25 protein-coding genes are annotated in these 24671 nt (G+C 65.9%); 18 read left to right on the forward strand and 7 right to left on the reverse strand.

The features are described from left to right. The first annotated feature begins 41 nt into the window (after positions 1 to 41). The 6 genes from atpA (at position 42) to glmU (ending at position 7355) form a co-directional block, all read left to right on the forward strand. Positions 42 to 1592 (forward strand): F0F1 ATP synthase subunit alpha, encoded by a 1551-nt coding sequence (gene atpA, locus GAK28_RS07895; RefSeq protein WP_291776853.1) that lies wholly within the window; start codon positions 42 to 44, stop codon positions 1590 to 1592. A 65-nt stretch (positions 1593 to 1657) separates the two neighbouring features. Next, on the forward strand, positions 1658 to 2566 hold the full coding sequence (atpG, locus tag GAK28_RS07900; protein WP_291776855.1) for a F0F1 ATP synthase subunit gamma: 909 nt from the start codon (positions 1658 to 1660) through the stop codon (positions 2564 to 2566). Between the two features lie 76 nt (positions 2567 to 2642). After that, positions 2643 to 4055: a F0F1 ATP synthase subunit beta gene (gene atpD / locus GAK28_RS07905; protein WP_291776857.1), complete on the forward strand. Its 1413-nt coding sequence runs from the start codon at positions 2643 to 2645 to the stop codon at positions 4053 to 4055. Positions 4056 to 4097: 42 nt separating this feature from the next. Continuing rightward, complete coding sequence (locus GAK28_RS07910; protein WP_291776859.1) at positions 4098 to 4523, forward strand: F0F1 ATP synthase subunit epsilon; 426 nt, start codon at positions 4098 to 4100, stop codon at positions 4521 to 4523. 297 nt (positions 4524 to 4820) lie between these two features. Then, on the forward strand, positions 4821 to 5897 hold the full coding sequence (locus GAK28_RS07915; RefSeq protein WP_291776861.1) for a DUF748 domain-containing protein: 1077 nt from the start codon (positions 4821 to 4823) through the stop codon (positions 5895 to 5897). A gap of 78 nt (positions 5898 to 5975) precedes the next feature. Beyond that, the gene (gene glmU, locus GAK28_RS07920) at positions 5976 to 7355 is read left to right on the forward strand and encodes a bifunctional UDP-N-acetylglucosamine diphosphorylase/glucosamine-1-phosphate N-acetyltransferase GlmU (protein ID WP_291776863.1); all 1380 of its coding nucleotides are present in this window, start codon (positions 5976 to 5978) and stop codon (positions 7353 to 7355) included. Positions 7356 to 7374: 19 nt separating this feature from the next. On the opposite strand, the gene GAK28_RS07925 is transcribed toward glmU, so the two are convergent. Then, positions 7375 to 8355 (reverse strand): pteridine-dependent deoxygenase, encoded by a 981-nt coding sequence (locus GAK28_RS07925; protein WP_291776864.1) that lies wholly within the window; start codon positions 8353 to 8355, stop codon positions 7375 to 7377. A 183-nt stretch (positions 8356 to 8538) separates the two neighbouring features. Here GAK28_RS07925 and GAK28_RS07930 point away from each other — a divergent pair, with 183 nt between their 5' ends. The 6 genes from GAK28_RS07930 (at position 8539) to GAK28_RS07955 (ending at position 13444) form a co-directional block, all read left to right on the forward strand. Continuing rightward, positions 8539 to 8811, forward strand: a complete 273-nt coding sequence (locus GAK28_RS07930) for a phosphopantetheine-binding protein (protein ID WP_291776865.1) — start codon at positions 8539 to 8541, stop codon at positions 8809 to 8811. An 82-nt stretch (positions 8812 to 8893) separates the two neighbouring features. Then, positions 8894 to 9199 carry a hydroxymyristoyl-ACP dehydratase gene (locus GAK28_RS07935; RefSeq protein WP_291776866.1) on the forward strand — a complete coding sequence of 102 codons (306 nt, stop codon included), beginning with the start codon at positions 8894 to 8896 and terminating at the stop codon, positions 9197 to 9199. Then, positions 9196 to 10146: an acyltransferase gene (locus GAK28_RS07940; protein WP_291776867.1), complete on the forward strand. Its 951-nt coding sequence runs from the start codon at positions 9196 to 9198 to the stop codon at positions 10144 to 10146. Before GAK28_RS07935 ends, GAK28_RS07940 begins: the two co-directional genes overlap by 4 nt. Next, positions 10067 to 10714: a LolA-related protein gene (locus GAK28_RS07945; RefSeq protein ID WP_291776868.1), complete on the forward strand. Its 648-nt coding sequence runs from the start codon at positions 10067 to 10069 to the stop codon at positions 10712 to 10714. Before GAK28_RS07940 ends, GAK28_RS07945 begins: the two co-directional genes overlap by 80 nt. Next, complete coding sequence (locus GAK28_RS07950; protein WP_291776870.1) at positions 10711 to 13035, forward strand: MMPL family transporter; 2325 nt, start codon at positions 10711 to 10713, stop codon at positions 13033 to 13035. The genes GAK28_RS07945 and GAK28_RS07950 overlap by 4 nt, the downstream gene beginning before the upstream one ends. Then, on the forward strand, positions 13010 to 13444 hold the full coding sequence (locus GAK28_RS07955) for a phosphotransferase (RefSeq protein ID WP_291776872.1): 435 nt from the start codon (positions 13010 to 13012) through the stop codon (positions 13442 to 13444). Before GAK28_RS07950 ends, GAK28_RS07955 begins: the two co-directional genes overlap by 26 nt. 178 nt (positions 13445 to 13622) lie before the next feature. Here the strand turns inward: GAK28_RS07955 and GAK28_RS07960 are convergent, their stop codons facing one another. Genes GAK28_RS07960 through GAK28_RS07975 form a run of 4 tightly spaced genes read right to left on the reverse strand, consistent with a single transcriptional unit; the run spans position 13623 to position 17995 of the window. Then, positions 13623 to 15221 (reverse strand): tryptophan 7-halogenase, encoded by a 1599-nt coding sequence (locus GAK28_RS07960; protein ID WP_291776874.1) that lies wholly within the window; start codon positions 15219 to 15221, stop codon positions 13623 to 13625. Between the two features lie 22 nt (positions 15222 to 15243). Beyond that, complete coding sequence (locus GAK28_RS07965; protein ID WP_291776876.1) at positions 15244 to 16011, reverse strand: glycosyltransferase family 2 protein; 768 nt, start codon at positions 16009 to 16011, stop codon at positions 15244 to 15246. After that, entirely contained in the window at positions 16008 to 16808 is an 801-nt protein-coding gene (locus GAK28_RS07970; protein WP_291776878.1) for a beta-ketoacyl synthase chain length factor, read from the reverse strand. The genes GAK28_RS07965 and GAK28_RS07970 overlap by 4 nt, the downstream gene beginning before the upstream one ends. Continuing rightward, positions 16805 to 17995: a beta-ketoacyl-[acyl-carrier-protein] synthase family protein gene (locus tag GAK28_RS07975; RefSeq protein WP_291776880.1), complete on the reverse strand. Its 1191-nt coding sequence runs from the start codon at positions 17993 to 17995 to the stop codon at positions 16805 to 16807. The genes GAK28_RS07970 and GAK28_RS07975 overlap by 4 nt, the downstream gene beginning before the upstream one ends. Positions 17996 to 18119: 124 nt before the next feature. Between GAK28_RS07975 and GAK28_RS07980 the strand changes: the two genes are divergently transcribed. Then, positions 18120 to 18827 (forward strand): YdcF family protein, encoded by a 708-nt coding sequence (locus GAK28_RS07980; RefSeq protein ID WP_291776882.1) that lies wholly within the window; start codon positions 18120 to 18122, stop codon positions 18825 to 18827. 87 nt (positions 18828 to 18914) lie between these two features. After that, the gene (gene hemF, locus GAK28_RS07985) at positions 18915 to 19817 is read left to right on the forward strand and encodes an oxygen-dependent coproporphyrinogen oxidase (protein ID WP_291776883.1); all 903 of its coding nucleotides are present in this window, start codon (positions 18915 to 18917) and stop codon (positions 19815 to 19817) included. Positions 19818 to 19877: 60 nt separating this feature from the next. Here hemF and GAK28_RS07990 read toward each other — a convergent pair whose 3' ends face one another. Next, positions 19878 to 20534, reverse strand: a complete 657-nt coding sequence (locus GAK28_RS07990) for a hypothetical protein (protein ID WP_291776886.1) — start codon at positions 20532 to 20534, stop codon at positions 19878 to 19880. 146 nt (positions 20535 to 20680) lie between these two features. On the opposite strand from GAK28_RS07990, the gene gpmA reads away from it, so the two are divergent. Together gpmA and GAK28_RS08000 are read left to right on the forward strand one after the other, a co-directional pair. Continuing rightward, positions 20681 to 21421 (forward strand): 2,3-diphosphoglycerate-dependent phosphoglycerate mutase, encoded by a 741-nt coding sequence (gpmA, locus tag GAK28_RS07995; RefSeq protein ID WP_291776888.1) that lies wholly within the window; start codon positions 20681 to 20683, stop codon positions 21419 to 21421. Positions 21422 to 21547: 126 nt separating this feature from the next. After that, on the forward strand, positions 21548 to 21967 hold the full coding sequence (locus GAK28_RS08000; RefSeq protein ID WP_291776890.1) for a hypothetical protein: 420 nt from the start codon (positions 21548 to 21550) through the stop codon (positions 21965 to 21967). A gap of 154 nt (positions 21968 to 22121) precedes the next feature. Here GAK28_RS08000 and glnK read toward each other — a convergent pair whose 3' ends face one another. Further along, positions 22122 to 22460 (reverse strand): P-II family nitrogen regulator, encoded by a 339-nt coding sequence (gene glnK, locus GAK28_RS08005; protein WP_291776892.1) that lies wholly within the window; start codon positions 22458 to 22460, stop codon positions 22122 to 22124. A gap of 179 nt (positions 22461 to 22639) precedes the next feature. On the opposite strand from glnK, the gene GAK28_RS08010 reads away from it, so the two are divergent. Further along, entirely contained in the window at positions 22640 to 22894 is a 255-nt protein-coding gene (locus GAK28_RS08010) for an accessory factor UbiK family protein (protein ID WP_291777205.1), read from the forward strand. Positions 22895 to 23068: 174 nt separating this feature from the next. Next, positions 23069 to 24571 (forward strand): YifB family Mg chelatase-like AAA ATPase, encoded by a 1503-nt coding sequence (locus tag GAK28_RS08015; RefSeq protein ID WP_291776894.1) that lies wholly within the window; start codon positions 23069 to 23071, stop codon positions 24569 to 24571. Positions 24572 to 24671 lie beyond the last annotated feature (100 nt).

Consider the following 24671-nt stretch of genomic DNA (forward strand, 5'->3'; position numbering starts at 1 on the left):
CACCGGGTGCCGTGAGAGCGGCGCAACCCAAGGAACCGACCATGTCCAGCACCACTCTGAACCCGTCCGAGATCAGTGAGCTGATCAAGACCCGCATCGAGCAGTTCAAGCTCGGCGCCGAGGCACGCAACGAAGGCACGATCATCAGCGTGTCCGACGGCATCGTGCGCATCCACGGCCTGGCCGACGTAATGCAGGGCGAAATGATCGAGCTGCCGAACGACACCTACGCTCTCGCGCTGAACCTCGAGCGCGACTCGGTCGGCGCCGTGGTGCTGGGCGAGTACCAGCACCTGCGCGAAGGCGACTCCGCCAAGACCACCGGCCGCATTCTCGAAGTGCCGGTCGGCCCGGGCCTGCTCGGCCGCGTCGTCGACGCGCTGGGCAACCCCATCGACGGCAAGGGCCCGATCGACGCCGTGGGCACCAGTCCGGTCGAGAAGGTCGCGCCGGGCGTGATCTGGCGCCAGTCGGTCGACGAGCCGATGCAGACCGGCTACAAGTCCATCGACTCGATGATCCCGATCGGCCGTGGCCAGCGCGAGCTGATCATCGGCGACCGCCAGACGGGCAAGACCGCCGTCGCCATCGACGCGATCATCAACCAGAAGCACTCGGGCATTAAGTGCATCTACGTGGCCATCGGCCAGAAGCGCAGCTCGATCGCCAACGTCGTGCGCAAGCTCGAAGAGAACGGCGCGCTGGCCAACACCATCGTGGTCGTCGCTTCGGCCTCCGAAGCCGCCGCCCTGCAGTACGTCGCGCCGTATTCCGGCTGCGCCATGGGCGAGTACTTCCGTGACCGCGGTGAAGACGCGCTCATCGTGTACGACGATCTCTCCAAGCAGGCCGTGGCCTACCGTCAGATCTCGCTGCTGCTGAAGCGTCCGCCGGGCCGCGAAGCCTACCCGGGCGACGTGTTCTATCTCCACTCGCGTCTGCTTGAGCGCGCCTCGCGCGTCAGCGCCGAGTACGTCGAGAAGATGACCAACGGCGAAGTGAAGGGCAAGACCGGTTCGCTCACCGCGCTGCCGATCATCGAAACCCAGGCCGGCGACGTTTCCGCCTTCGTTCCGACCAACGTGATCTCGATCACCGACGGCCAGATCTTCCTGGAAACCGATCTGTTCAACGCCGGTATCCGTCCGCCCGTCAACGCCGGTATCTCGGTGTCGCGCGTCGGTGGTGCCGCCCAGACCAAGATCATCAAGAAGCTCTCCGGCGGCGTGAAGCTCGCCCTCGCCCAGTACCGTGAGCTGGCTGCGTTCGCGCAGTTCGCTTCGGACCTCGATGCCGCCACCCGCGCCCAGCTCGACCGTGGCCAGCGCGTCACCGAGCTGATGAAGCAGGCGCAGTACTCGCCGCTGTCGATCGCCGAGCTTGGCGTGTCGGTCTATGCGGCCGAGAAGGGCTACCTCGACGACCTGCCGGTCAACAAGGTGCTTGCCTTCGAGAAGGGCCTGCATGCCTTCTTCCGCCAGAACCACGGCGAGCTGATGTCGAAGATCGACAAGACCGGCGATTGGGACAAGGACATCGAGGCGACCTTCAAGTCGGCTGCCGACGAGTTCAAGAAGACCGGTAGCTGGTAAGTAGCGACACCCACGCGAGGCGGCGTCGCCGCCTCGCTGCGTCACCCTTTACAGACGAGTAAGCCATGGCAAGCGGCCGCGAAATCAAAACCAAGATCAAGAGCACGCAGAACATGCGCAAGGTGACGCGTGCGCTCGAAATGGTCTCGGCGTCGAAGATCCGCAAGGCGCAGGACCTCATGAAGGCCTCGCGTCCCTATGCGCGCCTCATGCGCAAGGTCATCGCGCACGTCGCCCAGGCCAGCACGGACTTCGTGCATCCGTTCCTCACCGAGCGCGAGAACGTGGCACGCGTCGGCTTCATCGTGGTGTCGACGGACCGCGGCCTCGCCGGCGGCCTCAACTCCAACCTGTTCCGCCGCACGCTGGCTTCGATCCGCGAATGGCAGGGCAAGGGTGCCGAGATCGACGTGGTGGCGGTCGGCCAGAAGGCCGTGCAGTTCTTCCGTCGCATCAAGGGCGTGAACCTCATCGGTTCGGCCACGCACCTGGGCGAGAAGCCGAAGCTCGAAGACCTGATCGGCGTGATCAAGGTGGTCCTCGATGCCTACGCCGACAACAAGCTCGATCGCGTGTTCCTGGTCTACAACGACTTCGTGAACACCATCGTGCAGAAGCCGGTCATCGAAGCCCTGCTGCCGGTGTCGCTGGTGGCCAGCGAGCTGGAAGGCGCGGAAGGCAAGGCGTCCGAAGGCGTGAAGGTCGAGCAGACCCACGACTGGGACTACATCTACGAACCCGATGCGCGCACGGTGCTCGAGCACCTGATGACGCGGTACATCGAGTCCGTGGTGTACCAGGCCGCGCTGGAGAACCTCGCCAGCGAACACGCCGCACGCATGGTCGCCATGAAGGCCGCGTCGGACAACGCCAGCAAGGTCATCGGCGAACTGACGCTCGTCTACAACAAGGCTCGTCAGGCCGCGATCACCCAGGAAATCTCGGAAATCGTCGGCGCCGCCGCCGCAGTCTGACCGAAAAAAATACGCGATGGCGACGCATCACGCGGCGCCTCACCAGAACCTTACGAAGATTCATCCGGAGCATTCCATGAGCCAGGGCAAAGTTGTTCAGATCATCGGCGCGGTCGTCGACGTCGAATTCCCGCGCGATCAGGTGCCGCAGGTTTACGACGCACTGAAGATCGACGGCACCGAGATCACCCTCGAAGTGCAGCAGCAGCTCGGTGACGGCATCGTGCGCGCCATCGCGCTCGGCTCCACCGACGGCCTGCGCCGCAACCTCATCGCTCGCAACACCGGCGAAGGCATCAAGGTGCCGGTCGGCGGCGCCACGCTCGGCCGCATCATGGACGTGCTCGGCAACCCGATCGACGAAGCCGGCCCGATCGGCGAGAAGGAACAGTGGGTCATCCATCGCGAAGCCCCGTCCTACGACGAGCAGGCCACCGCGAACGAACTGCTGGAAACCGGCATCAAGGTCATCGATCTGATGTGCCCGTTCGCGAAGGGCGGCAAGGTCGGCCTGTTCGGCGGCGCCGGCGTGGGCAAGACCGTCAACATGATGGAGCTCATCAACAACATCGCCAAGGCGCACTCGGGTCTGTCCGTGTTCGCCGGCGTGGGTGAGCGTACGCGTGAAGGTAACGACTTCTATCACGAGATGAAGGACTCCAACGTCCTCGACAAGGTCGCGATGGTCTACGGCCAGATGAACGAGCCGCCGGGCAACCGCCTGCGCGTCGCGCTGACCGGCCTCACCATGGCGGAGTACTTCCGCGACGAGAAGGATGCCTCGGGCAAGGGTAAGGACGTCCTGCTCTTCGTCGACAACATCTACCGCTACACGCTGGCCGGTACGGAAGTGTCCGCGCTGCTCGGCCGTATGCCGTCGGCCGTGGGCTATCAGCCGACCCTCGCCGAGGAAATGGGCGTCCTGCAGGAGCGCATCACCTCGACCAAGACCGGTTCGATCACCTCGATCCAGGCCGTCTACGTGCCCGCGGACGATCTTACCGATCCGTCGCCGGCCACCACCTTCGCGCATCTCGACGCGACCGTGACCCTGAGCCGCGACATCGCTTCGCTGGGTATCTACCCGGCCGTGGATCCGCTGGCCTCCAGCAGCCGCCAGCTCGACGCCTCGGTGATCGGCCAGGAACACTACGACATCGCTCGTCGCGTCCAGGGCACCCTGCAGCGCTACAAGGAGCTGAAGGACATCATCGCGATCCTGGGCATGGACGAACTGTCGCCGGAAGACAAGGCCTCGGTGTCGCGCGCCCGCAAGATCGAGCGCTTCTTCTCGCAGCCGTTCCACGTGGCCGAAGTGTTCACCGGCTCGCCGGGCAAGTACGTGCCGCTGAAGGAAACCATCCGCGGCTTCAAGATGATTCTCGACGGCGATCTCGACTACCTGCCGGAGCAGGCCTTCTACATGGTCGGCAGCATCGACGAAGCCATCAAGAAGGGTGAGGACATGGGTGCGAAGAAGGCCGCGTAAGCGCCTTCTCCCTTCCTATTCTCCACTGACGGAATCCAGCCCATGACCCATACCATCCGCGTCGACATCGTCAGCGCCGAAGCCGAGATCTTCTCCGGCGAAGCCACGCTCGTGGTCGCCACCGGTGAGCTTGGCGAGCTGGGCATCGCGCCGCGTCACGCGCCGCTGATCACCCGCCTGAAGCCGGGCCACGTGGACGTGGTCGGCAGCAACGGCGAGCGTCAGCAGTTCTATGTCTCCGGCGGCATCCTTGAGGTGCAGCCGCAGGTGGTCACGATCCTCGCCGATACGGCAGCCCGCGCGGCCGACCTCGACGAGGCTGCGGCCCTGAAGGCGAAGGACGAAGCCGAGGCCGCCCTGGCCAACCGCGGCGAACAGCTCGACGTCGCCGAGGCCCAGGCCAAGCTGGCCGAAGCCCTCGCCCAGCTCCAGGCTCTGGAGCGCATGCGAAAGACGCTCAAGCACTGATGTCCCGAAAAACCCCGCCTCGGCGGGGTTTTTTTAGGCGATCGGCGGGGCCCTCAAACCGAGATGCCGCCAAGCCGTCGTTCCTGCGAACGCAGGAACCCAGCGCGGAGCGATCGGTTTTCGCGAGGCAGCCTCCTACGCCAAGGCCGATGCGAGGCCTTTGCAGGGCGGGCAAACCGATGCGCTGGGTTCCTGTTTTCACAGGAATGACGGGTCTTCGCCCATCGGTGGGTATGGGCGGGCCACGCGTTGCGCTCCTTCATCTTCCGACGACCCCCGCGGCGCCAGACTGACGCCATGCACGTTCGTTACCGCCGCAGCCTCTGGATCGTCGCCGCCGTCGCCATCGTTCTTCTGGTGGCGCGTCTGGCCTTGCCTTCCATCGTGCTGGGTCAGCTCAACAAGCGGTTGGCCCACATGGGCTCGTACGCCGGCCATATCGACGACATCGACATCCACCTCTGGCGCGGTGCGTACACGATCAACGCCATGAAGATCGTCAAGGTCGACGGCAAGGTGCCGGTGCCGCTGTTCGAGGGGCGGCGCGTCGAAATTGCCCTGAGCTGGCGTGCACTCGCGAAGGGCCATCTTCGCGGCAAGGTCGAGTTCTTCGACCCGGTGGTCAACTTCGTGGATGGTCGCGGTGAAGGCGATACGCAGACGGGTAAGGGCGTCGACTGGCGCGAGGAACTTCGCGCCATCGTGCCCACGCGCATCGACGAGCTCAACGTCTACAACGGTACGGTGACCTTCAACAACTTCGTCTCCAGCCCCAAGGTGGATCTGAAGATGACCTCGGTCGAGGCCCAGGTCAGCAACCTCACCAATGTGCAGGGCGAGGGCGGTTCACGCGTGGCGCACCTGCATGCTACGGCGAAGGTGCTCGGTGACGCGCCCCTGGAGGCCACGGCGGAATTCGATCCGTTGGAGAAAACCGGTGACTTCCACTATCAGCTCATGGTCAAGAACATCAAGCTGGTGAAGGCCAATGAGCTGGTGCGCGCCTATACCGGCCTCGACTTCGCCGGGGGCGAAGGGGACTTCGTCATGGAGTTGCAGGCCCATGACCGACATCTCGACGGCTATGCCAAACCGCTGTTCCGGGGCCTGAAGATCTTCAGCTGGAAGCAGGACGTGGAGCAGGAGAAGAAGGGGCCCCTGAAGCTCGCCTACGAGGCCGTCGCCGAAGGCGTTACCAAGGTGTTCAAGAACCAGTCCAAGGACCAGTTCGCCACCCGCGTTCCCATTTCCGGCACGATCGACGACCGCAGTGTCTCGACCTTGCAGGCCATCGTCGGCATTCTGCGCAATGCCTTCGTCCAGGCCTACAAGCCCAACCTCGAACACCTCACGGAACGCCCCAAGGACGAATGACCGGCCGCCCGGCCGACTTGGCAGGGACGGACAAACGCGCGACAGTTCGCGTCACGTTTTCCATGGCATGCCTCATCCATGACCGCAGAACCGCTCCACGTCCTCATCCTCGCCGCCGGCGAGGGCAAGCGCATGAAATCCGCCTACGCCAAGGTGCTCATGCCCCTGGCCGGCCGGCCATTGCTGGCTCACGTCATCGAGGCCGCGCGCAGTCTCGATCCGGCAGGTGTCCACGTCGTGTACGGCCATAACGGCCAGCAGGTGCGTGACGCCTTCGCCGCCGACACGTCGCTGGGCTGGATCGAGCAGACCGAGCGGCTGGGCACGGGGCACGCCGTCCGCACCGCCCTGGAACACCTCCAGGACAAGGGGCAGCTCGAAGGTCGCGTGCTGGTGCTCTATGGGGACGTTCCGCTGATCCGGGCTGAAACGCTGGAGCGCATGGTCAACACGGGCGACGCCCTGGCGATGCTGGCGACCCGTGTCGATGATCCGCGGGGTTATGGCCGTGTCGTTCTCGACGCGGCAGGCAAGGTTCAGCGGATCGTTGAGGAAAAGGACGCCAGCGCCGCGGAGCGGGGTATCGATCTCATCAACACGGGCATCGTCGCCGGTGGCGCCGACGCCTTGCTGGCATGGACGCAGCGACTGACCAACGGTAACGCCCAAGGCGAGTACTACCTCACCGACATCTTCGGCATGGCGGCGGATGAAGGTGCGCCGGCGGCTTGCGTCGATTGCGATGCGACCGAATCCACGGGCGCGAACGATCCCTGGCAGCTTGCCGAGCTGGAAGCCCTGCATCGCCGTCGCATGGCGCGTGAACTCGCGCTGGCGGGCGTCCGTATGGCCGATCCCCTGCGCCTGGACGTGCGCGGCAAGGTCAATGCCGGGCGCGATGTCGAACTCGATATCGATGTAATCCTCGAAGGCGACGTGACCCTGGGCGATGGCGTGCGTATCGGGCCGTTCACGCGCGTGCGCCATGCTTCGCTCGCCGCCGGTACCGTGGTGCTCGCGCATTGCGATCTCGATGGCGTGGTGACGCATGGTCCGTGCACCATCGGTCCGTTCGCACGGCTGCGTCCGGGTACCGACCTCGCAGCGGGCGTGCACATCGGCAACTTCGTGGAAACGAAGAACGCCCGCATCGCCGAAGGTTCCAAGGCCAATCACCTGAGCTACCTCGGCGATACCGTAATCGGCAGCAAGACGAACATCGGCGCCGGCACAATCACCTGCAACTACGATGGCGTGAACAAGAGTCGCACGACGATCGGCGACAACGTCTTCGTGGGCTCCAACAGTGCGCTCGTGGCGCCCGTTACGCTGCACGACGGTGCGACGATCGGTGCGGGCTCGGTGATCACGAAGGATGCGCCGGAAGGCAAGCTCACGCTCACCCGTGCGCCCCAGGCGACCATCGCCGAATGGCGGCGGCCCACGAAAAAATCCTGAGCTCGATCGGCATTCCGGGTCAGCGGTACCGCCATCCGTCGATCTCGACGAGTAATTCCGCACGACATATGTCGCCATGGACGGCCAGTACGGGCGTGTCGGGCCAGCGACGGGTAACGAACGTGCGCACGGCGTTCGCATGCGCGGGATCTCTCACATACGCCTTCAGCGGTGCGTTGTGTCCGAAACCGGCCGGTAGCTCGCCGGCTTCGACCAACGCATCGAGATTGCGCGCCGTCTCGTCGAGTTGGGCATCGAGGTCTCCCGCGTGCGCGGACGCATGGCCGACCACGGCGGCCGTGCCCGAGATCGCCAGCACATCGTCGTCAGGCAGGCGCGTGGCGCGCGCGAAGCTGGGTGGCGTACGCCCGTACTGGCGGGGATAGCGCCAAGCGCTCACCTGGCGTGGGTTCTCGACCCGCGTGCCGGGGCGGTCGGTGGCGAGCAGGTAGACCTGGAGCAGGCCGGAATCGCCATGGTGGCCGATGGCGGTCGCGGCGGGAAACCCCTGGGCGAACACCTCGCCCATGCCACGGATGCGGCCCGTGCAGAAATGCTTGTAGCGCTCGTCATCGCCGTCGCCGCGGTTGATGGCGCCGAGGTAGTTCCATATCCGCTGGACGTGCCGCTCCTCGGCATCCGCCACGAAACGCGAAAGGCATCCGTAGGCATGCTCGGCGGCCTCTTCCGGGCCGCCATGGGCCGCTTCGTGGACCTCGATCGCGGCAAACAGCCAGCCGCCGCCACGCGACCAGCGCAGCGCCCCGTCATGGCCGTGGACCACGTCGCCATCCACTTGCCAGACCTCGTCGAGCGCATCACCCAGCAGCGGCAACGGCACGTGCAGGACGCGGGCATCGTCGGGCGAGGGCTGGGTGTCGAAGCGGAAGCACGCCAGCGTACGGCCGCAGAGATCCCCATCGCGCGGTCGATAATCCACCCGGGGGGCGGCACGGCGGAGGGACGGCGCATCGTCGCGCATTTCACGGCCTGGGGGCATCGCGAGGTCCATGGCGGGAGTGCCGTCATGATAGCGTTCCCGTGTAGGCGGACGCCGTGAAGACGCGTAGGGCCTTCACGTCGCTGAACCCTTACAGATCAGGCGTAAAGGGGGGCTATGTTACACTCCGCGGCCGCTGCCATCCGGGGGGAGGCAGGCATATCCGGGAACCTGGAAATACCGATGGCAACGCAAACCGCAGCACAACACGAACTCGCCGAACTGATCGTCACCAGCCTGAACCTCGAATCCGTCCAGCCTGCCGAGATCGATCCCGATGCGCCGCTTTTTGGTGGCGACCTGGGCCTCGACTCGATCGATGCGCTGGAAATCGCGCTCGCCGTGTCCAAGCGCTATGGCTTCCAGCTGAAGTCGGACAACCCGGACAACCGCACGATCTTCACGAGCCTTCGTTCGCTGTCCGATCACGTCGAGCAGCATCGCGCAGCGGCCTGACCGCCGTTCAGGCCCTACTCGGCCCGGGCATGGTTCGCTAGTGGCGACCATCCCGAAACGCCTACCGCCGGAAGCCTCGCCGATGACCGACACCGCGTCCTTCGTCCGCCCGCTGCGTTTCGACGCCAACCATCCCAGCTTTGCCGGACACTTTCCCGGTCGGCCGATCGTGGCAGGCGTCCTGATGCTGGAGCAGGCCGCAGAGGCCCTTCGCACATGGCGCGGCCTGGGCGTGCGGCAGGTGATCGATGCGAAATTCCTTGCGCCCCTGCTGCCCGACGAGGACGCCCGCGTGGAACTCGATGCGCTTGGGGGGCGTCGCTACCGCTTCGTGGTCCGTCGCGATGACGACGTGCTGGTGAAGGGTACGCTGGAGGCCTCCGAGTGAGTCACTGGCAACAACGTGAAGGTGGCGGCCGTTTCGCCATCTGGCTGATCCGCACGATCGCCCTGCGTATCGGTCGCAAGCCGACGCGCATTCTGCTGTATCCGATCACGCTGTACTTTTTCCTGCGCCGTGCCAACGAGCGACTGGCGTCGCGTCTTTATCTCGAGCGCGTGCTCGGCCGGCCGGTCACGCATCGCGATATCTTCCATCACATCCACCTGTTCGCCGCGACGCTGCTCGACCGCCTGTTCTTCCTGGCGCGCGGCGAACGCGATTTCCGCGTCGAGGTAGAAGGCCTCGCCGAACTGGACGAGCGCCTTCGCGCAGGTCGCGGCGTATTCCTGATCGGTTCCCACCAGGGCAGTTTCGAAGCCTTGCGTGCGCTCGGCGCGCGCTGTCCCGACGTGCCGCTGCGCGTGGTGCTCGACAAGCAGAAGACGCCCGCGCTTACCGCCGTGCTGGAGGCCCTGGCGCCGGACGTGGGCGCCGCGGTGATCGACGCCTCGCTGGGCGGCACCTCCGTGGCCCTGGCGATGGCCGAAAGCGCCGCCAATGGCGCCATGCTGGCCCTGCTCGCCGATCGCGGGCACCAGGGCGAGGCGTCGCGCATCGTGCCCTTTCTGGGTTCACCGGCACCGTTTCCGGTGGGGCCGTGGCTGCTGGCCTCCGCGCTGAAGATTCCGGTGATGCTGTGCATGGGCATCTACCTGGGTGGTGACCGTTACCGGCTCATCTTCGAACCCTTCGCGGAAAGCATCGACATCCCTCGTGCCGGTCGTGCCGCGGCCCTCGACGACATCGTCGGCCAGTATGCGTCGCGCATCGAGCACTACTGTCGCGCCTATCCCTTCAACTGGTTCAATTTCTATGACTTCTGGCAAGAAACGGTTCCTGCTGACGAGCCTGCTGCTGCTTCCACTGGCCTGCCTCGCCGCTCCGACGCCTGACAACACCGATGCGAGGGCGTTGGTCGCTTCGCTCAAGCGTCCGGCGCCTGCACGTACGCCGTTCGCCGAGGCCCGCTTCATGAAGGTGCTCGACAAGCCATTGGTTGTTTCCGGCGAACTGTCGTGGCTTGGTGGCGATCGACTCGAACGGCGCGTGGACAAGCCGGCGAAGGAAGTCTCCACTATCGCCGATGGTGAGGTAACGCAGGAGCGTGATGGTCGCAAGCCGCGTACGTTCTCGCTCAAGCGCGCCCCGCAGTTGAAGATCCTGCTCGATAGCTTCGTGGCCTTGCTTGGCGGTGATGCCTCGCGCCTGGACGACTCCTTCGATGTGCATCTGGGCCGCGACGCGGATCGCTGGGCACTCACCCTGACGCCACGTGATGCCCGCCTGGTGAAGCAGATTGCCTCCATCCAGGTCTACGGCAGCGGTAACCAGCCGCGCTGCATGCGCATGAACGAGGCCGATGGCGACACGTCTATCGACATGCTCGGCGAGCTGGCCACGCACATGCCGGCCGAGCCGAAGCTCGAGGCGGTGATCGCGCAGTGCGGCGGCGCGATGTGAGCCGGGCACGCCTGGGGCTCCTTGTCCTGTGGTTGCTGGCGCTGGGCTTGCTTGGCTGGCTCGCGTCGCAGCATCTGAAGATCGGTACCGACCTACGCAGCTTCATGCCGGCGCCGACCACACCGGACCAGAAGCTACTGATGGAACAGGTCGGTGAAGGTCCGGGCTCGCGCCTGCTGTTGCTCGCCATCGAGGGTGGCGACGATGCGCGAAAGGCCGCCTGGAGTCGCGGACTTGCCACGGCGTTGCGCAAGGATCCGGCATTCACCCAGGTGGTGAATGGCGATTTCGACATGGCCGCGCTTGACGAACGCCTGCTGCCATACCGTTACCTGTTGTCGCCCACGCTGGATACGCAGCCGCTGGACAAGGACTACCTGGCTGATGAATTACAGCAGCGTCTGGACGATCTCGGTTCACCTGCCGCTAGTTTGCTGAAAGGGCTGTTGCCCCGCGATCCGACTCTCGAAGTGCTGAAGATCGCCGAACGCTGGACGCCGGCGCATTCACCGGATGTGCGCGAGGGCGTGTGGTTTTCCTCGAAGGGCGAGGCATTGCTGCTCGCGCAGACACGTGGTGCGGGCTTCGATCCGGGCGCCCAGGGCGAAGCCATCGACCACATCCGTGCGGCGCTCACCGCGCTGCCGGATGGCAAGGATGCGCGGCTGACGATCAGCGGTCCCGGCTATTTCACCGTGATGGTGAACGCGCAGACGCGCGACGAAGCCGACTGGATCGGACGTGTCTCCACCGTCGGTTTCATCGTGCTCATGCTGCTGGCGTACCGCAGCGTGCGCAGCTTGCTGCTCGGCGCGCTGCCGGTGGCGACCGGCGCGCTTGCCGGTATCGCGGCGTTGATGGCCATGTTCCCGGAAGTGCACGGCATCACGCTCGCCTTCGGCTTCACCTTGCTTGGCGTGGCGCAGGAGTACCCGATCCGCCTGCTCAGCCATCGTCGCGCAGGCGAATCCGCCGTGGCGAGCGTGCGCGGCCTCTGGCCGCTGCTGCTGACCGCGATCGCGTCAGCGTGCATCGCCTACCTCGCGTTCTACGTCTCCGGTGTCGGTGGCCTGAAGCAGCTCGCGGTGTTCACGATCAGCGGCCTGTTGGCCGCCGGTTTCTCCACGCGCTACCTGCTGCCTTACCTGTTGCCCGAACAGGCGCGCGACGTGGCGGATACGCCGGGGCTCGCGCGCTTCCGCGCATGGCTCGACGGCCTGCCGCGTCCGCGCTGGCTGCCGGTGCCCGTGGTGCTCGCCGTGCTGGCGATGCTGTGCTTCGCTCCCGGTCCGTTCTGGCAGAACGATCTCTCGGCATTGACGCCGCTGCCGCGCGACCTGCTCATGACCGATGCGCGCCTGCGCGGCGAACTGGGTGCGCCGGACGTGCGTTACCTGCTCATCGTGCAGGCGAAGGATGCCGATGCCGTGCTCAGCGCGTCGCGCAAGCTGGAGCCGGCGATGCACGCGCTGGTGAAGCTCGAAGCGCTGGATGGCTACGAGTTGCCATCGGTCTACCTGCCCGACCTTGAGACCCAGCGGGCGCGACAGGCGAAACTGCCCGATCAGAAAACGCTGGATCGCGAACTGGCTTTGGCGTTGCACGGACTGCCGTTCCGGAAAGACCTGTTCGCCCCCTTCGTCGCCGACGTGGAGCAGGCGCGCACGCTACCGCCGCTCACGCCCGAAGCGTTCGAGCAATCGCCACTCGGCCAGCGTCTTGCCGCCATGCTGGTCCATCGTGGCGACCAGTGGGTCGGGTTGTCCACGTTGAGTGGCGTACGCGATCCACAGGCCATCGAGACCGCCCTGCACGATACGGGCGTCGACGCCCGCCTGCTCGACTTGAAGGATGCCTCGGAGTCGCTGGTGGCGGCCTATCGCACGCGCATCCTGCATGCGGTGCTGGCTGCGACGGCGCTGCTGTTCATCACGATCACGCTGGCGCTGCGCAGCATTCGTCGGGCATGGCACGTGCTGGCGCCGATGACGCTGGCGACCTTTCTCGTGCTTGGCGTGGAACGCCTGGCGGGTATTCCGATCTCGCTGTTCCACCTCGTGGCGTTGATCCTCGCCGCTGGCCTGGGCCTGCATTACGCGTTGTTCTTCGAGCGCGACACGGGCGATGCCGCTGAGCAGCGGCGCACCCTGCACGCCACCGTGGTCTGCGTGCTGTCCGCGTTGCTGGTGTTCGGCATGCTGGCGTGGTCGAGCATTCCCGTGCTGCGCGCGATCGGCCTCACCGTGGCGCTGGGCGTCGCCTTCCATTTCTGTCTTTCGATCCTGATGGCCCCGCATGTACGCGAAGACCGACTTCCTTGATCTCATCCCGCATGCGGGCGACATGTGCCTGCTGGACGGCGTGGACGCCGTCGACGGCGACACAATCCACGCCTGGAGCACCAGCCACGTCTCGCCCACGCATCCGCTGCGTGGCCCGGATGGACTGCATGCCGTGCACCTGGCCGAGTACGGCGCACAGGCCACGGCCGTGCATGGTGCGCTGAAGTCGAAAGCCGGCGGCACGGCGCCGCCGCGCCCCGGGATGCTGGTGAGCTTGCGTGGCGTGACCCTGGCCGTGGGTCGCATTGACGACCTGCCGGGCCGTATCGATGTACATGCGCAATGCCTGATGGCCGACGACAACGGTGCGCAGTACACCTTCCGTATTGAACACGACGGGCGCGAGATCGCCTCGGGGCGTGTTGCGGTGATCCATCCGCCGATGTGATCGGCGGCCCGGAGGGGCTGCGAGAAAGGGTGACTGATGAGGAGCCTGACCGACCCCTCCGGGCCGACTTGGCCAGTGTGTGGGAGCGCTGTCTCATTCTCTAAGACTTGTAGGAGCGCGCTTGCGCGCGATGGGTGCTCGCGTCGAATCCCATCGCGCGCAAGCGCGCTCCTACAAGTCAGGCTACGCGGGCGAAGAGTGCCGTGCGAGTACCTTCGATGCCCGTGAACCGCTCGGTGCCTTCCAGCAACGAGGGGTGATCCACCGCCGCGCGCTCGACGATGCTTGCGGCCAGCAAGCGCATCATGTGCACGTTGTTGCGCAGCCGCTCCGCCAGGGAGCTATCGTCGAGTTGGTCATGCAACGTGCGGTTCATGTCGGCGAACCAGGTGAGGTCGCGCTGGTCGAGCATGGTCTTGCGATTGCGCCGCTCGGACTGCGCGTGCCAGCGCTGGAAGAACACCTGCATCTCGCCATTCAACTCGGCCGCTGCCTGTAGGTCGTCGCCCATGCGAGTGATGAAGGCACTGTCGCCGAGACGGTTCTGGAACACGATCTGGCAAAGCACGCCCCAGTAGTAGGCATAGTCCCAGATCACCTTGATCGGCAGCACCTCGGGATCGCCGAACAGGTTGTACTGCCCCCGATACATGCACAGCGTGTTGTCGTAGAACGACATGAACAGACGCTCATAATGCCGCGTATGTGGCGCCAGCTTCGCGCCAGCAAGATCGTGCCCGATCAGCAGCGTGATATAGGTATTGGTGATCGCAATAAAGTCGCTGCCGGGCGAGTAGAACGGATCCAGGAAGGCACCGGCCTCGCCCGTAAGCGCCCAACGGTCTGCCGAGAACATGCGCGAGCAGCTGTAGGAGAAATTGCGGAAGAAAGCGAAGTCGAGCAGCTTGTCCGTGTGCTTGCCGATCTCGCGTGCCACGACGGGCTGGTGTTCACGTAACCAATCGAGCGCGAGATCGAAGGTCTTCATCTTATCCAGCGGATGCATGTCGGCATCGGCGACGATGCCCACCGAATGCGCCCCAGAAGACAATGGAATCAGCCACACCCAGTAACCGGGGCCGCAGAGATGGTTGGTGGAGCGCCAGCGTTCGGGTGGATCGCAGCGATCGAGCCATTCCGCGTCGTCGCACCAGCCGTCGATGGCCAAGCGCTCGCCGATGCGGAACCAGACGGCATTGGCGTGATGCCCGTTGTCGCGGGTGAGGTCGAGCTTGCGACGGATCATGCCCGCGCGGCCGGACGCGTCGAGCAACCAGCGTGCATGGAGGGTGTGGTCGCCAGCGGCGTCCGTGTAGCGCACGGTATGCGCGTTGTCACCGGCACCGATGTCGAAACCTCGCACCGTAGCGCCTTCACGAAAGTCGATGCCGCGTCGCCCGGCTTCCTCCCCCATGAAGTTCTCGAGGATGCCCCGATCCACCTGGTAGCTGGGCGTCGGCAGCACGGCGCTCACGCCCAGTTCCGTCACGTCCGCGAGGTCGTCGCGGCCTTCCGAGAAGAAGAAGCGGAAACCGAACTTGCGGATATGGTCCGCTTCCAGATGATGGCGAAGGCCTAGCGTATCGGCGAAATAGTGCGCGGCGATCTCCACCGTGGATTCGCCCACCTTGTGGGTGGCTTCGGGCAAGGGGCGCGTCTGGCGCTCCAGCACGACAATGCCGAGCTGTGGATGTGCCGCGCGTAGCTGCATGGCAAGGGACAGGCCGGCAAGCCCGCCGCCGAGGATGACGACATCGTGCTGCGTGCCTTGCTCCATAGCCTGTCCTCCTGGAAGGGTGTCAGTGCGCCGGTCGCAGCGCGCTTTCGTCGATGATGGTGGGCATGGCCCGTGAGCGCCGATAGCTGGCGAGGATATCGCCATAGTGGAACAGGCGGCCGATGGTGTACGTGGTGATCCGGGTCACATCGCGCACGGGCTGGAAATGGCTCAAGCGGAATTCTCCCTGGTAGCGGGAGGCGATGGGCACGGAGACCACGCCGATGCCACGCTCGCGGCAGGCGGTGATGAGCAGGGCCGCCTCGAACACGAAATGCTCCGCCGGCAGGTCCACGAGGTCGAGTGCCGCGCGTGGATAAAAGCGCTGGCCGCTCTGCGTGTCCGCGATGGGGCGGCCACATGCCCACGAGATGCCCCAGTCCGCCACGGCATTCGCACGGCGGCGTCCGCCGGGTTGTTGCTGGCGATCGATGAGGCGCGCGCCGATGACGATGCTGCCCGGATACCGGTCTGCGGCATCGAGAATGGCGGGTATGTCGGAGGCGAGATGCTGGCCGTCGCCGTCCATCGTCACCACGGCGTCGTAACCCGCGCGCAGCGCCTCGCGGAAACCGGAGCGCAAGGCTTCTCCCTTGCCGCGACGCTGGGGATGGCGAATCAGGGTGACGGGCAGGGCGGCGACGATATCCGGCGTGCGATCGCTGGAGCCGTCGTCCACCACGATCACGGACAGTCCCAGGGCGAGCGCATCGGCCACCACGCGCCCGATCGCCTTTTCCTCGTTGAGGCAGGGGATCAGCACGCAAGGGCGGCCGGCAATCGCGTTCATGTGGGATAGCCCAGGTCGATATGCAGATCGAGCTCGTGCGCGGCGGGAACACGCAGGGCAGTGGCATGGGTCTTTGCCAAGGCGGCCATCAGCGGCACGGCACGAGCGCTGGGATTGCTGGCGGCGAGTGCGTCCAGCCATGCGTGGCCGCTGGCTTCCGCACCGGTATTGCAGGGTTCGGGCGAGAGGTCCATGCGCGCGGCGGCGCCGTGCGCGTGCGGCGACAGCACGAAGGCGAGGGCGAACGCACCGGTGGTGCTGGTCATGCTGCCCAGTGGTCCCGTCCCGGCGATGTCGTAGCACGCGAGCAGGACGGGATGGTCGTCGGCCACGGCGAGTGTCGCCGCTTCGAGTAGCCCGGCACCGAAGGCGTATTCACCACCGGAGACGGCGCTCGACGAGGCATGGCAATGCGTCGCGATGGTCCAGTAGCCGGCGGGTGCGTTGTGCACGGAGTTGTGGAACTTGGTCGGCGAGAGTTCGCGCGGTGCGCTCGCCAGGGTTTCGCACATGTAGTCGGTGATGGCCTGGTCGCCATGGGCCGAGGAAAACACGCAAGGCAGCGTCGCCGCATCCAGTCCGCTCATGCGCACGGCCTGGCCGGCCGCCGTCGCGGCGAGTAGCACGCTTTCCGGTGCGCGACGACGTTCGTTGGGTGGAAGGATTTCCGCAGGGGGGCGTGTGGTCGCGCTCGGCTCTGCACCACGCGCGACGATGTCGCCGAAGGCATGCCAGTCGGCGGCCCCCGGTGCCCACAGTCCGATGCCCTGCACCCAGACGGTCAGCGCGGCGCTCATGCGGCACCTCCCTGCCGGGAGAACGCAAGGCAGGCGTTATTGCCGCCAAATCCGAACGAGTTGCTGAGGGCGATGCGAATGTCGGCACGCTCCGCGTGCCAGGCCATCTGCGCGCCGCAGTGCGGATCGGGTGTCGTTCCGCCAAGGTTGGCCGGCACCACGCCGTCGCGCATGGCGAGCAAGGTCATCACGGCCTCCAGGATGCCGGCTGCGCCGAGCGTGTGCCCGGTGAAACCCTTCGTGGAGCTGGCACGGGTGGTGTCGGGGAAGAAGCGTGTCACCAGCGCGGCCTCGACCTCGTCGTTCTTCTGGCTGGCCGTGCCGTGCAGGTTGATGTAGTCGACGTCGATCGCCTCGATGCCCGCGCGATCGAGCGTATCGCGCAAGGCCAGTTCGGCGCCGAGTCCTTCCGGATGCGGCGTGGACATGTGATGCGCGTCGCTGGCTTCGCCGTAGCCGATGAACAGCGGTGCGTCGTCGTCCTCTTGCGGACGTTCGATCAGCGCGAAACCCGCCGCCTCGCCGATGGAAATGCCATCACGCTCCGCGTCGAAGGGACGACAGGGTGACGGCGAGACCAGTTCCAGCGAGTTGAAGCCGAACAGCACGCTGTCGCACAAGGTGTCCGTACCGCCGACGATCGCCGCGTCCACCAGGCCGAGGCGGATCATCCGCTCCGCGTTGGCGAACACTTTCGCGCTCGACGAGCAGGCCGTGGCGACGGTGAGGCAGGGTCCTTCCAGGTCGAAGACGGTGGCGACGAAACCCGCGAGCGAATGCGGCGTGTGCAGGACAGGGCGATGCAGGTCGGCCGGCATGCGTCCATGGTCGAGCCGTCGATAGCCTTCCTCGGTGGCGCCAATGCTCGCCGTGGACGTACCGAGCAGCACGGCCACGCGCGAGGCGCCGTAGCGTGCGCGGGCATCGCGCACGGCATCCATGAAGCCATCCTGCCGGAGCGCCAGCCACGCGAGGCGGTTGTTGCGGCAGTCCCACTCGGCGAGCGGTCCGGGCAGTGCCACCTGCTCTACGCCATCGACGCGGCCGATCCAGCAGTCGAGCGGTGCGGAGCTGATGTCGTTGGGACGTAGCCCACCGCGGGACAGCGCCAGGGCCTCCGCGTGGGCGGCGAGTCCATGGCCGAGGGCGGAGGTGGCGGTGTAGGCGCGAACGGCCAGGGGAGACATGGGATGAGGCATGACCTGAGCCTAGCGTTTTTGACCTCCAGCGTCGCGTGAACGCCGTGCGCCGATTCAGCCATCGTCGGCTCCGGGTAGACTCCGCGTTTTCCCCCGGATGCGTCGCCCACGTATGTCCACCGGCCTGCTAAAGCCCCTGCGCCGTGGCGTGTGGCGGTACCTGAGCGATCGCGACATCCTCGTCGCAGCCCTGGTCACCGCCGTGGGCTTTGTGGGTAGCCTGGGCCTGTTGTATGTCGCGCATTTCATCCGCGTCCTGAGGCTGGCGCGCCGTTCGCCGGTGACCGCCGGGCATCGCGGCACCTTCCTCGTGTTCGGCCGTCGTCTCGTGGACGACCGGCCGGAGAGGGATTTCCAGGCGCGGTTGCTACGGGCGCGCGCCAATGCCCTTGAAGGACGCGCCGACATCGTCATGCTGCTCGGCGGCATGAGCGGTGGCCATGTCAGCGAAGCGGAGGCCGGCCGGCGATGGCTGCTCGGGCAGGGGTGGCCGTCTGGCGTGCCACTGGCCTTGGAACAGGTGTCCATCGACTCGCTGGAAAACCTGCGCCATGCCCGCGAATTGTTGCGGGGGAGCGAGCGGGCACCGTTGCCGGCGGTATGGCTGGTTACCAGCCGCTATCACCTGGCCCGCTGCATGTACCTCGCCACGCGCCTAGGCTTCGACGCGTCGCCGCTGGGCGCCGAAGAAGTCATGCCATGGACGCGGCGCTATGTCGTGCGCATGGCGATGGAGGCGGGCTACCTGATGTGGATCGACACCGGCATGCGCTGGGCGTCGCTCACCGGCAACCGGCGCATGGCCGCGCGCATCGCCTGAGGCGTCACCCCTGCGCGGCCGCGTGTCGCAGCGGTGGGCGCGGGCACACTTGATAAGCTGCACACCTGCCAAGAGGATGCGGTCCCCATGTCCGAACAAGCCGATATTGCCGAAACCTTCCTGCGAGGTCTTCAGGACCGCATCTGTGCCGCCATCGAGGAGATCGACGGCAAGGCGCGTTTCCAGGAGGATGCCTGGACCCGTCCCGCCGGCGGCGGCGGACGCACCCGCGTGCTGCGCGACGGCGCGATCTTCGAGCAGGCGGGCGTGAACTTCTCACGGGTCTCCGGCACGCAGCTGCCGCCCAGTGCCACGGCGCACCGGCCGGACTTGGTGGGCGGCGGTTTCGTCGCTACCGGCGTATCGCTGGTGCTGCATCCGCGTAATCCGCATATCCCGACCACGCATGCGAACGTGCGGTACTTCGAAGCCTCGAAAGAGGGCGTCGAACCGGTGTGGTGGTTCGGTGGCGGTTTTGACCTGACGCCGTTCTATCCGGTGGACGAGGACGTGCGCCACTGGCACACGGTGGCGCGCGATCTGTGCGCGCCGTATGGCGCCGACGTTTACGACCGCTACAAGCGGTGGTGCGATGACTACTTCTTCATCAAGCACCGCAACGAGACGCGCGGCGTGGGCGGCCTGTTCTACGACGACCTCAACGAAGGCGGTTTCGACCGCTGCATGGATTTCACCCGCGACGTGGGGCAGGGCTTCCTCGATGCCTATCTGCCTATCGTGGAGCGTCGCAAGGACACCCCGTACGGTGAGCGCGAACGCGATTTTCAGTTGTACCGTCGCGGCCGCTACGTGGAGTTCAACCTGGTCTACGACCGCGGCACGCTATTCGGCCTGCAATCGGGCGGCCGTACCGAATCCATCCTGATGAGCCTGCCGCCGCAGGTGCGCTTCGAATACGCCTATGCGCCGGAGCAGGGGAGTGCCGAGGCGAAGCTTTACGATTATCTCAAGCCGCGGGATTGGCTCTGACCGGCTATCGCGCGCAAGCGCGCTCCTACAGGTAGGAGCGCGCTTGCGCGCGATCAGGCCTTACGGCGCGCTACCCGAAAACTTCTTCGCCGTCGCGCCCTGCACATTGCCGACCGATGCCGAATCGCTCACGAACAGGTCCACCGGGCGCTCGAAGGTGAGGTCGCCCTTCACCACGGCGTGCGGGCCGATCACGACCTTCGGGTTGCGATTCTCGTCGCGCCAGCCGTTGCCCTGCGGCTTCTTGTAGAGGATGCCGCCCTCAACCTTCGAGTTGCTGCCCACGGTCAGGTCCGCGTTGACCGTCTCGATGCCCTGGCCGACGTGGGCGTTGTCGAGTTCGATCTCGCCATTGACGTTGTACAGGCGGCCGCCGATATCGGCACCCTTGTCGAGATAGACGCGGCCATTCACGGACTTCACATCGCCGCTCACCTTGGCCTTCGCACCCAGGTTCACCGCGCCGTTGACGGTGTCCAGCTTGTCGGCCGAGGCCGAGTCGCCCAGCCTCACGGAGCCGTTCACGGTCTGCGCCTTCTGCACCACGGCGCGGTCGCCCACGCGGACGCTGCCGTTGACGGTGCTGACCTTGTCGACGTGTTCGCCGGCGGAGACTTCCACGGAGCCATTGACCTTGTTGTACGGGTCGGTGTCCTTGGCAATCACGCCTCCGGCGATGGTGAGGGCGACGAGGACGGAAAGCAGGGTACGGCGCATGGTGTGTTACTCCACGAGTGGTCTGGTAGGCCTAGGATGCGTCAGCCGGGCGCAAGGTTTAGCGTGACTTCCGGCAGGGTCCTGAAGTTGACGGCCCCCGGGTCACGGCCCACCATCGCCTTTTTCCCCTCGCAGCGTTGGACGCCATGTACAAGCTCGTCATGATCCGCCACGGCCAATCGGCCTGGAACCTCGAAAACCGCTTCAGCGGCTGGGCCGATGTCGACCTCAGCGAGCAGGGCGTCGCGGAGGCCCGCGAGGCGGGTCGCCTGCTCAAGGACGCCGGTTTCACCTTCGATCTGGCCCACACGTCCTACCTCAAGCGCGCCGTGCGCACCCTGTGGCACGTGCAGGACGCCATGGACCTGATGTGGATCCCGGTGGTCACCGACTGGCGTCTCAACGAGCGCCACTACGGCGCGCTGACCGGCCTCAACAAGGCCGAGACCGCCGCCAAGTACGGCGACGATCAGGTCAAGATCTGGCGCCGCAGCTACGACACCCCGCCGCCGGCCCTGAAGCCGGGCGAGATGTCCTTCGCCGACGACGCACGCTACGAGGGCATCGCCGACGTCCCCCTCACCGAGTGCCTGAAGGACACCGTGGCCCGCGTGCTGCCGTACTGGCACGAGGTGCTGGCCCCGGCGATCAAATCGGGCAAGAGCGTGCTGATGACCGCCCATGGCAATTCCATGCGCGCCCTGGTCAAGTTCTTCGACAACATCTCGGACGATGACATCGCCGAACTGAACATCCCCAACGGCATCCCCCTCGTCTACGAATTCGACGAGAACATGCACCCGGTGAAGCACTACTACCTGGGCGACGAGGCCGAGATCGCCGCCAAGATGGCTGCCGTGGCCAACCAGGGCAAGGCCAAGGCCTGATCCGACGTGGCGGGGTCTTCGGACCCCGCCTGACAGTCGTCACCCGCGATGGGTGGCGACTGGCCCTCGTGGGGGCGAGGGGCAATGGCTAATCTGTGTCCATCCGATCAACGCGAGAGCCACGCCATGCTTGCCCAGGTAGCCACGCAGTCCCCCGCCTCGCTGTTCACCCCCATCCTTATCGGCGGGTTGATCGCCTTTGGCATCTATCGCCGGGTGCGCGGCAGCTTCGGCCGCCAGCCGATCCGCACGAAGCGGATGACCGTCCGGGTGGCCTTGTTCGGCCTGGTGGCGCTGCTGATCCTGTCGTCGGGCCTGCAGGACATCCGCCTGGCGGAAGGTGGCTTCGGTGGCCTGGTGGTCGGCGCGGCGCTGGGTATCCTCGGCCTTCGCCTGACCCGCTTCGAGCTGGGAACCGGCGGACAGGATTGCTACATCCCCAATCCCTGGATCGGCGCGGCCCTGACGGCGCTGCTGCTGGGACGCCTGGCCTGGCGCTTCCTGGTGCTGGCGCCCATGTTCGGCGGCGCGGCCCTGCATCCGTAGACCCCGGCCCCGGGCAACAGCCCGCTGACCATGGTGATCGCGGGCCTGACCATCGGCTACTACATGGCTTACTACGCAGGCATCCAGATTCACCACCGCCGCTTCAAGCGAATGGGCCAGGCCGCCGCCTGAGGTCGCCCTGAAACGACGCCCTTCAGAGGGCGTCGTTATCCAGTTCGCCGGTGCGGATACGGATCACCTGGTCGAGCTGGCTCACGAAAATCTTGCCGTCGCCGATCTTGCCGGTACGGGCGGCCTGCTGGATGGCCTCGACCACGCGCTCGATCTGGTCGTCGGCCACCGCCACTTCCAGCTTGATCTTGGGCAGGAAGTCGACCACGTACTCGGCGCCTCGGTACAGCTCGGTATGGCCCTTCTGGCGGCCGAAGCCCTTCACTTCCGTCACGGTGACGCCTTGGACGCCCACGTCGGCGAGGGCCTCGCGGACGTCGTCCAGCTTGAACGGCTTGATGATGGCGACCACCAGCTTCATGTAAGGCTCCTTGGGGCGCAGGCGGGTGCCGGCGCGGGGATGGCCATTGTGCCATCCGGGCTGCCGGGCGTCTCCCGGAGGCGTTTGTAGGAAAAACCCTACAAGCCGTGTAGGCAAGCGCCTATAGCGCCTACAATCCAATCACCTAAAATTCATTCCACGACATCGAGGTGCGCAAGATGGATGTGCAGGGTATTGATCAACTCGCACAGCGGTTGGCATCGTTGGTTCCGCCAGGGTTGGCGCAAGCGCGTGAGGATATGCACGCCAACTTCAAAGATATTCTGGCGCAAGGACTACGCCGCCTCGATCTCGTAACCCGCGAGGAATTCGACGTCCAGAGTCAGGTTCTGGCCCGGACGCGCGAAAAGCTCGAAAGTTTGGAAAAGCGCATCGCTGATCTCGAAGTCAGCGCTGCGCACCGCGGCCAGTAGGACGGCTGCACATCCCGGGACCGCCTCCGATCCGTCACCCTCACCCCGAGAGCGGTCGGGGGCGGTTATTTTCCCCGCCGGCGCGCAAGGAGTGCGTATGCGAACAGGATCCCTACCGGATCGAAGACGTTCGCTGCCCGGCCAGATACGTAACCGGTTACGATACTTGCACCTATGAGCCTTGCGGTCACCTTGTCGCGGGCGCAGGAGGGTGTCGCCGCGCCGCAGGTCGTCGTCGAGGTCCACCTATCCGGCGGCCTGCCATCCACGTCCATCGTCGGACTGCCCGAAGCGGCTGTCCGTGAAGCGCGCGACCGCGTTCGGGTCGCCATCCAGAACACCGCGTTCGAATATCCCAACCGCCGGGTTACCGTGAACCTGGCGCCGGCCGAGCTTCCCAAGGACGGCGGCCGCTTCGACCTCGCCATTGCCCTGGGCATCCTTGCCGCCGGTTCGCAGGTCCCCAGGGAACGGCTCGACGACTGCGAATTCCTTGGCGAGCTGGCCCTTTCCGGAGAGCTGCGTGCCGTCCCTGGCATCCTTCCGGCCCTGATCCGGGCCAGGCGCAGTGGCCGGCGCATCGTAGTCCCCCGGGCCAATGCCGCCGAGGCAGCCCTCATCGGCGAAGCCGATGTCCTGCTCGCCGACAGTCTCGCCGAGGTTTGTGCCTGGCTCAGCGGCCAGACCGAACTGGTGCCGCCACCGGCCGCGGTCGATTTCTACGACCTGCCGCAGTCCGGGCCGGACATGCGCGACATCCGGGGCCAGCACCAAGCGCGTCGCGCCCTGGAGATCGCCGCCGCCGGTGGCCATCACCTGCTGCTGATCGGGCCGCCGGGCACCGGCAAGACCATGCTCGCGGAGCGCCTTCCCGGCATCCTTCCCCCCATGACGGAATCCGAGGCGCTGGAGAGCTGTGCCATCCGCTCCCTCGCCGGGGAGGAGATCGACCCCCAGGGCTGGCGCCGTCGTCCCTTCCGGGCCCCGCATCACACGGCTTCGGGCGCCGCGTTGGTCGGCGGAGGATCAAGTCCCCGCCCAGGCGAGATTTCGCTGGCGCATAACGGCGTGCTGTTCCTCGATGAGTTGCCCGAATTCTCCCGGCACGTGCTCGAAGTCCTTCGCGAGCCGTTGGAATCAGGCCAGATCGTCATCTCCCGCGCCGCACGGCAGGCCACCTTCCCGGCCGAGTTCCAACTGGTCGCCGCGATGAATCCCTGCCCCTGCGGCTACGCGGGCGACCCGCATCACGAATGCCGTTGCACCCCCGACCAGATCCAGCGTTACCGCTCGCGCATCTCCGGTCCCTTGCTCGACCGTATCGATCTCTGCGTGGAAGTCCCGCGCGTTCCCATCTCCGCACTCACCGCCAAGGCCTCGCCCCGCGACGAAGACACCACCACGGTGCGTCGCCGCGTCATCAATGCGCGCGAGAAGGCCTTGCTGCGTTCGGGGCAGAGCAACGCGGAACTGAGTGTCGTCAACCTCGAACGCGACTGCGCGCTGCCGCATGCCGAGCGCGAGTGGCTTGAATCGTCACTCGACAAGCTGGGTGCCTCGGCGCGTGCCTACCACCGCATCCTTCGCGTCGCGCGCACCATCGCCGACCTGGAAGGCGGTACCGGCTGCGTGGAACAGCCGCATCTGGCTGAGGCGTTGCATTACCGGCGATTCTAAGATCCCGGCCTTGCACTTCTTTCGTATCTGAAAGAAAGCTTGGCGCTCCGAAAGGTCGATGCTTTCGCCGTGCGGTGTGTCGTTCGCCGTCACCGCCGTT

It is taken from the genome of Luteibacter sp., from assembly GCF_009912395.1.
Taxonomy (GTDB): Bacteria; Pseudomonadota; Gammaproteobacteria; order Xanthomonadales; family Rhodanobacteraceae; genus Luteibacter.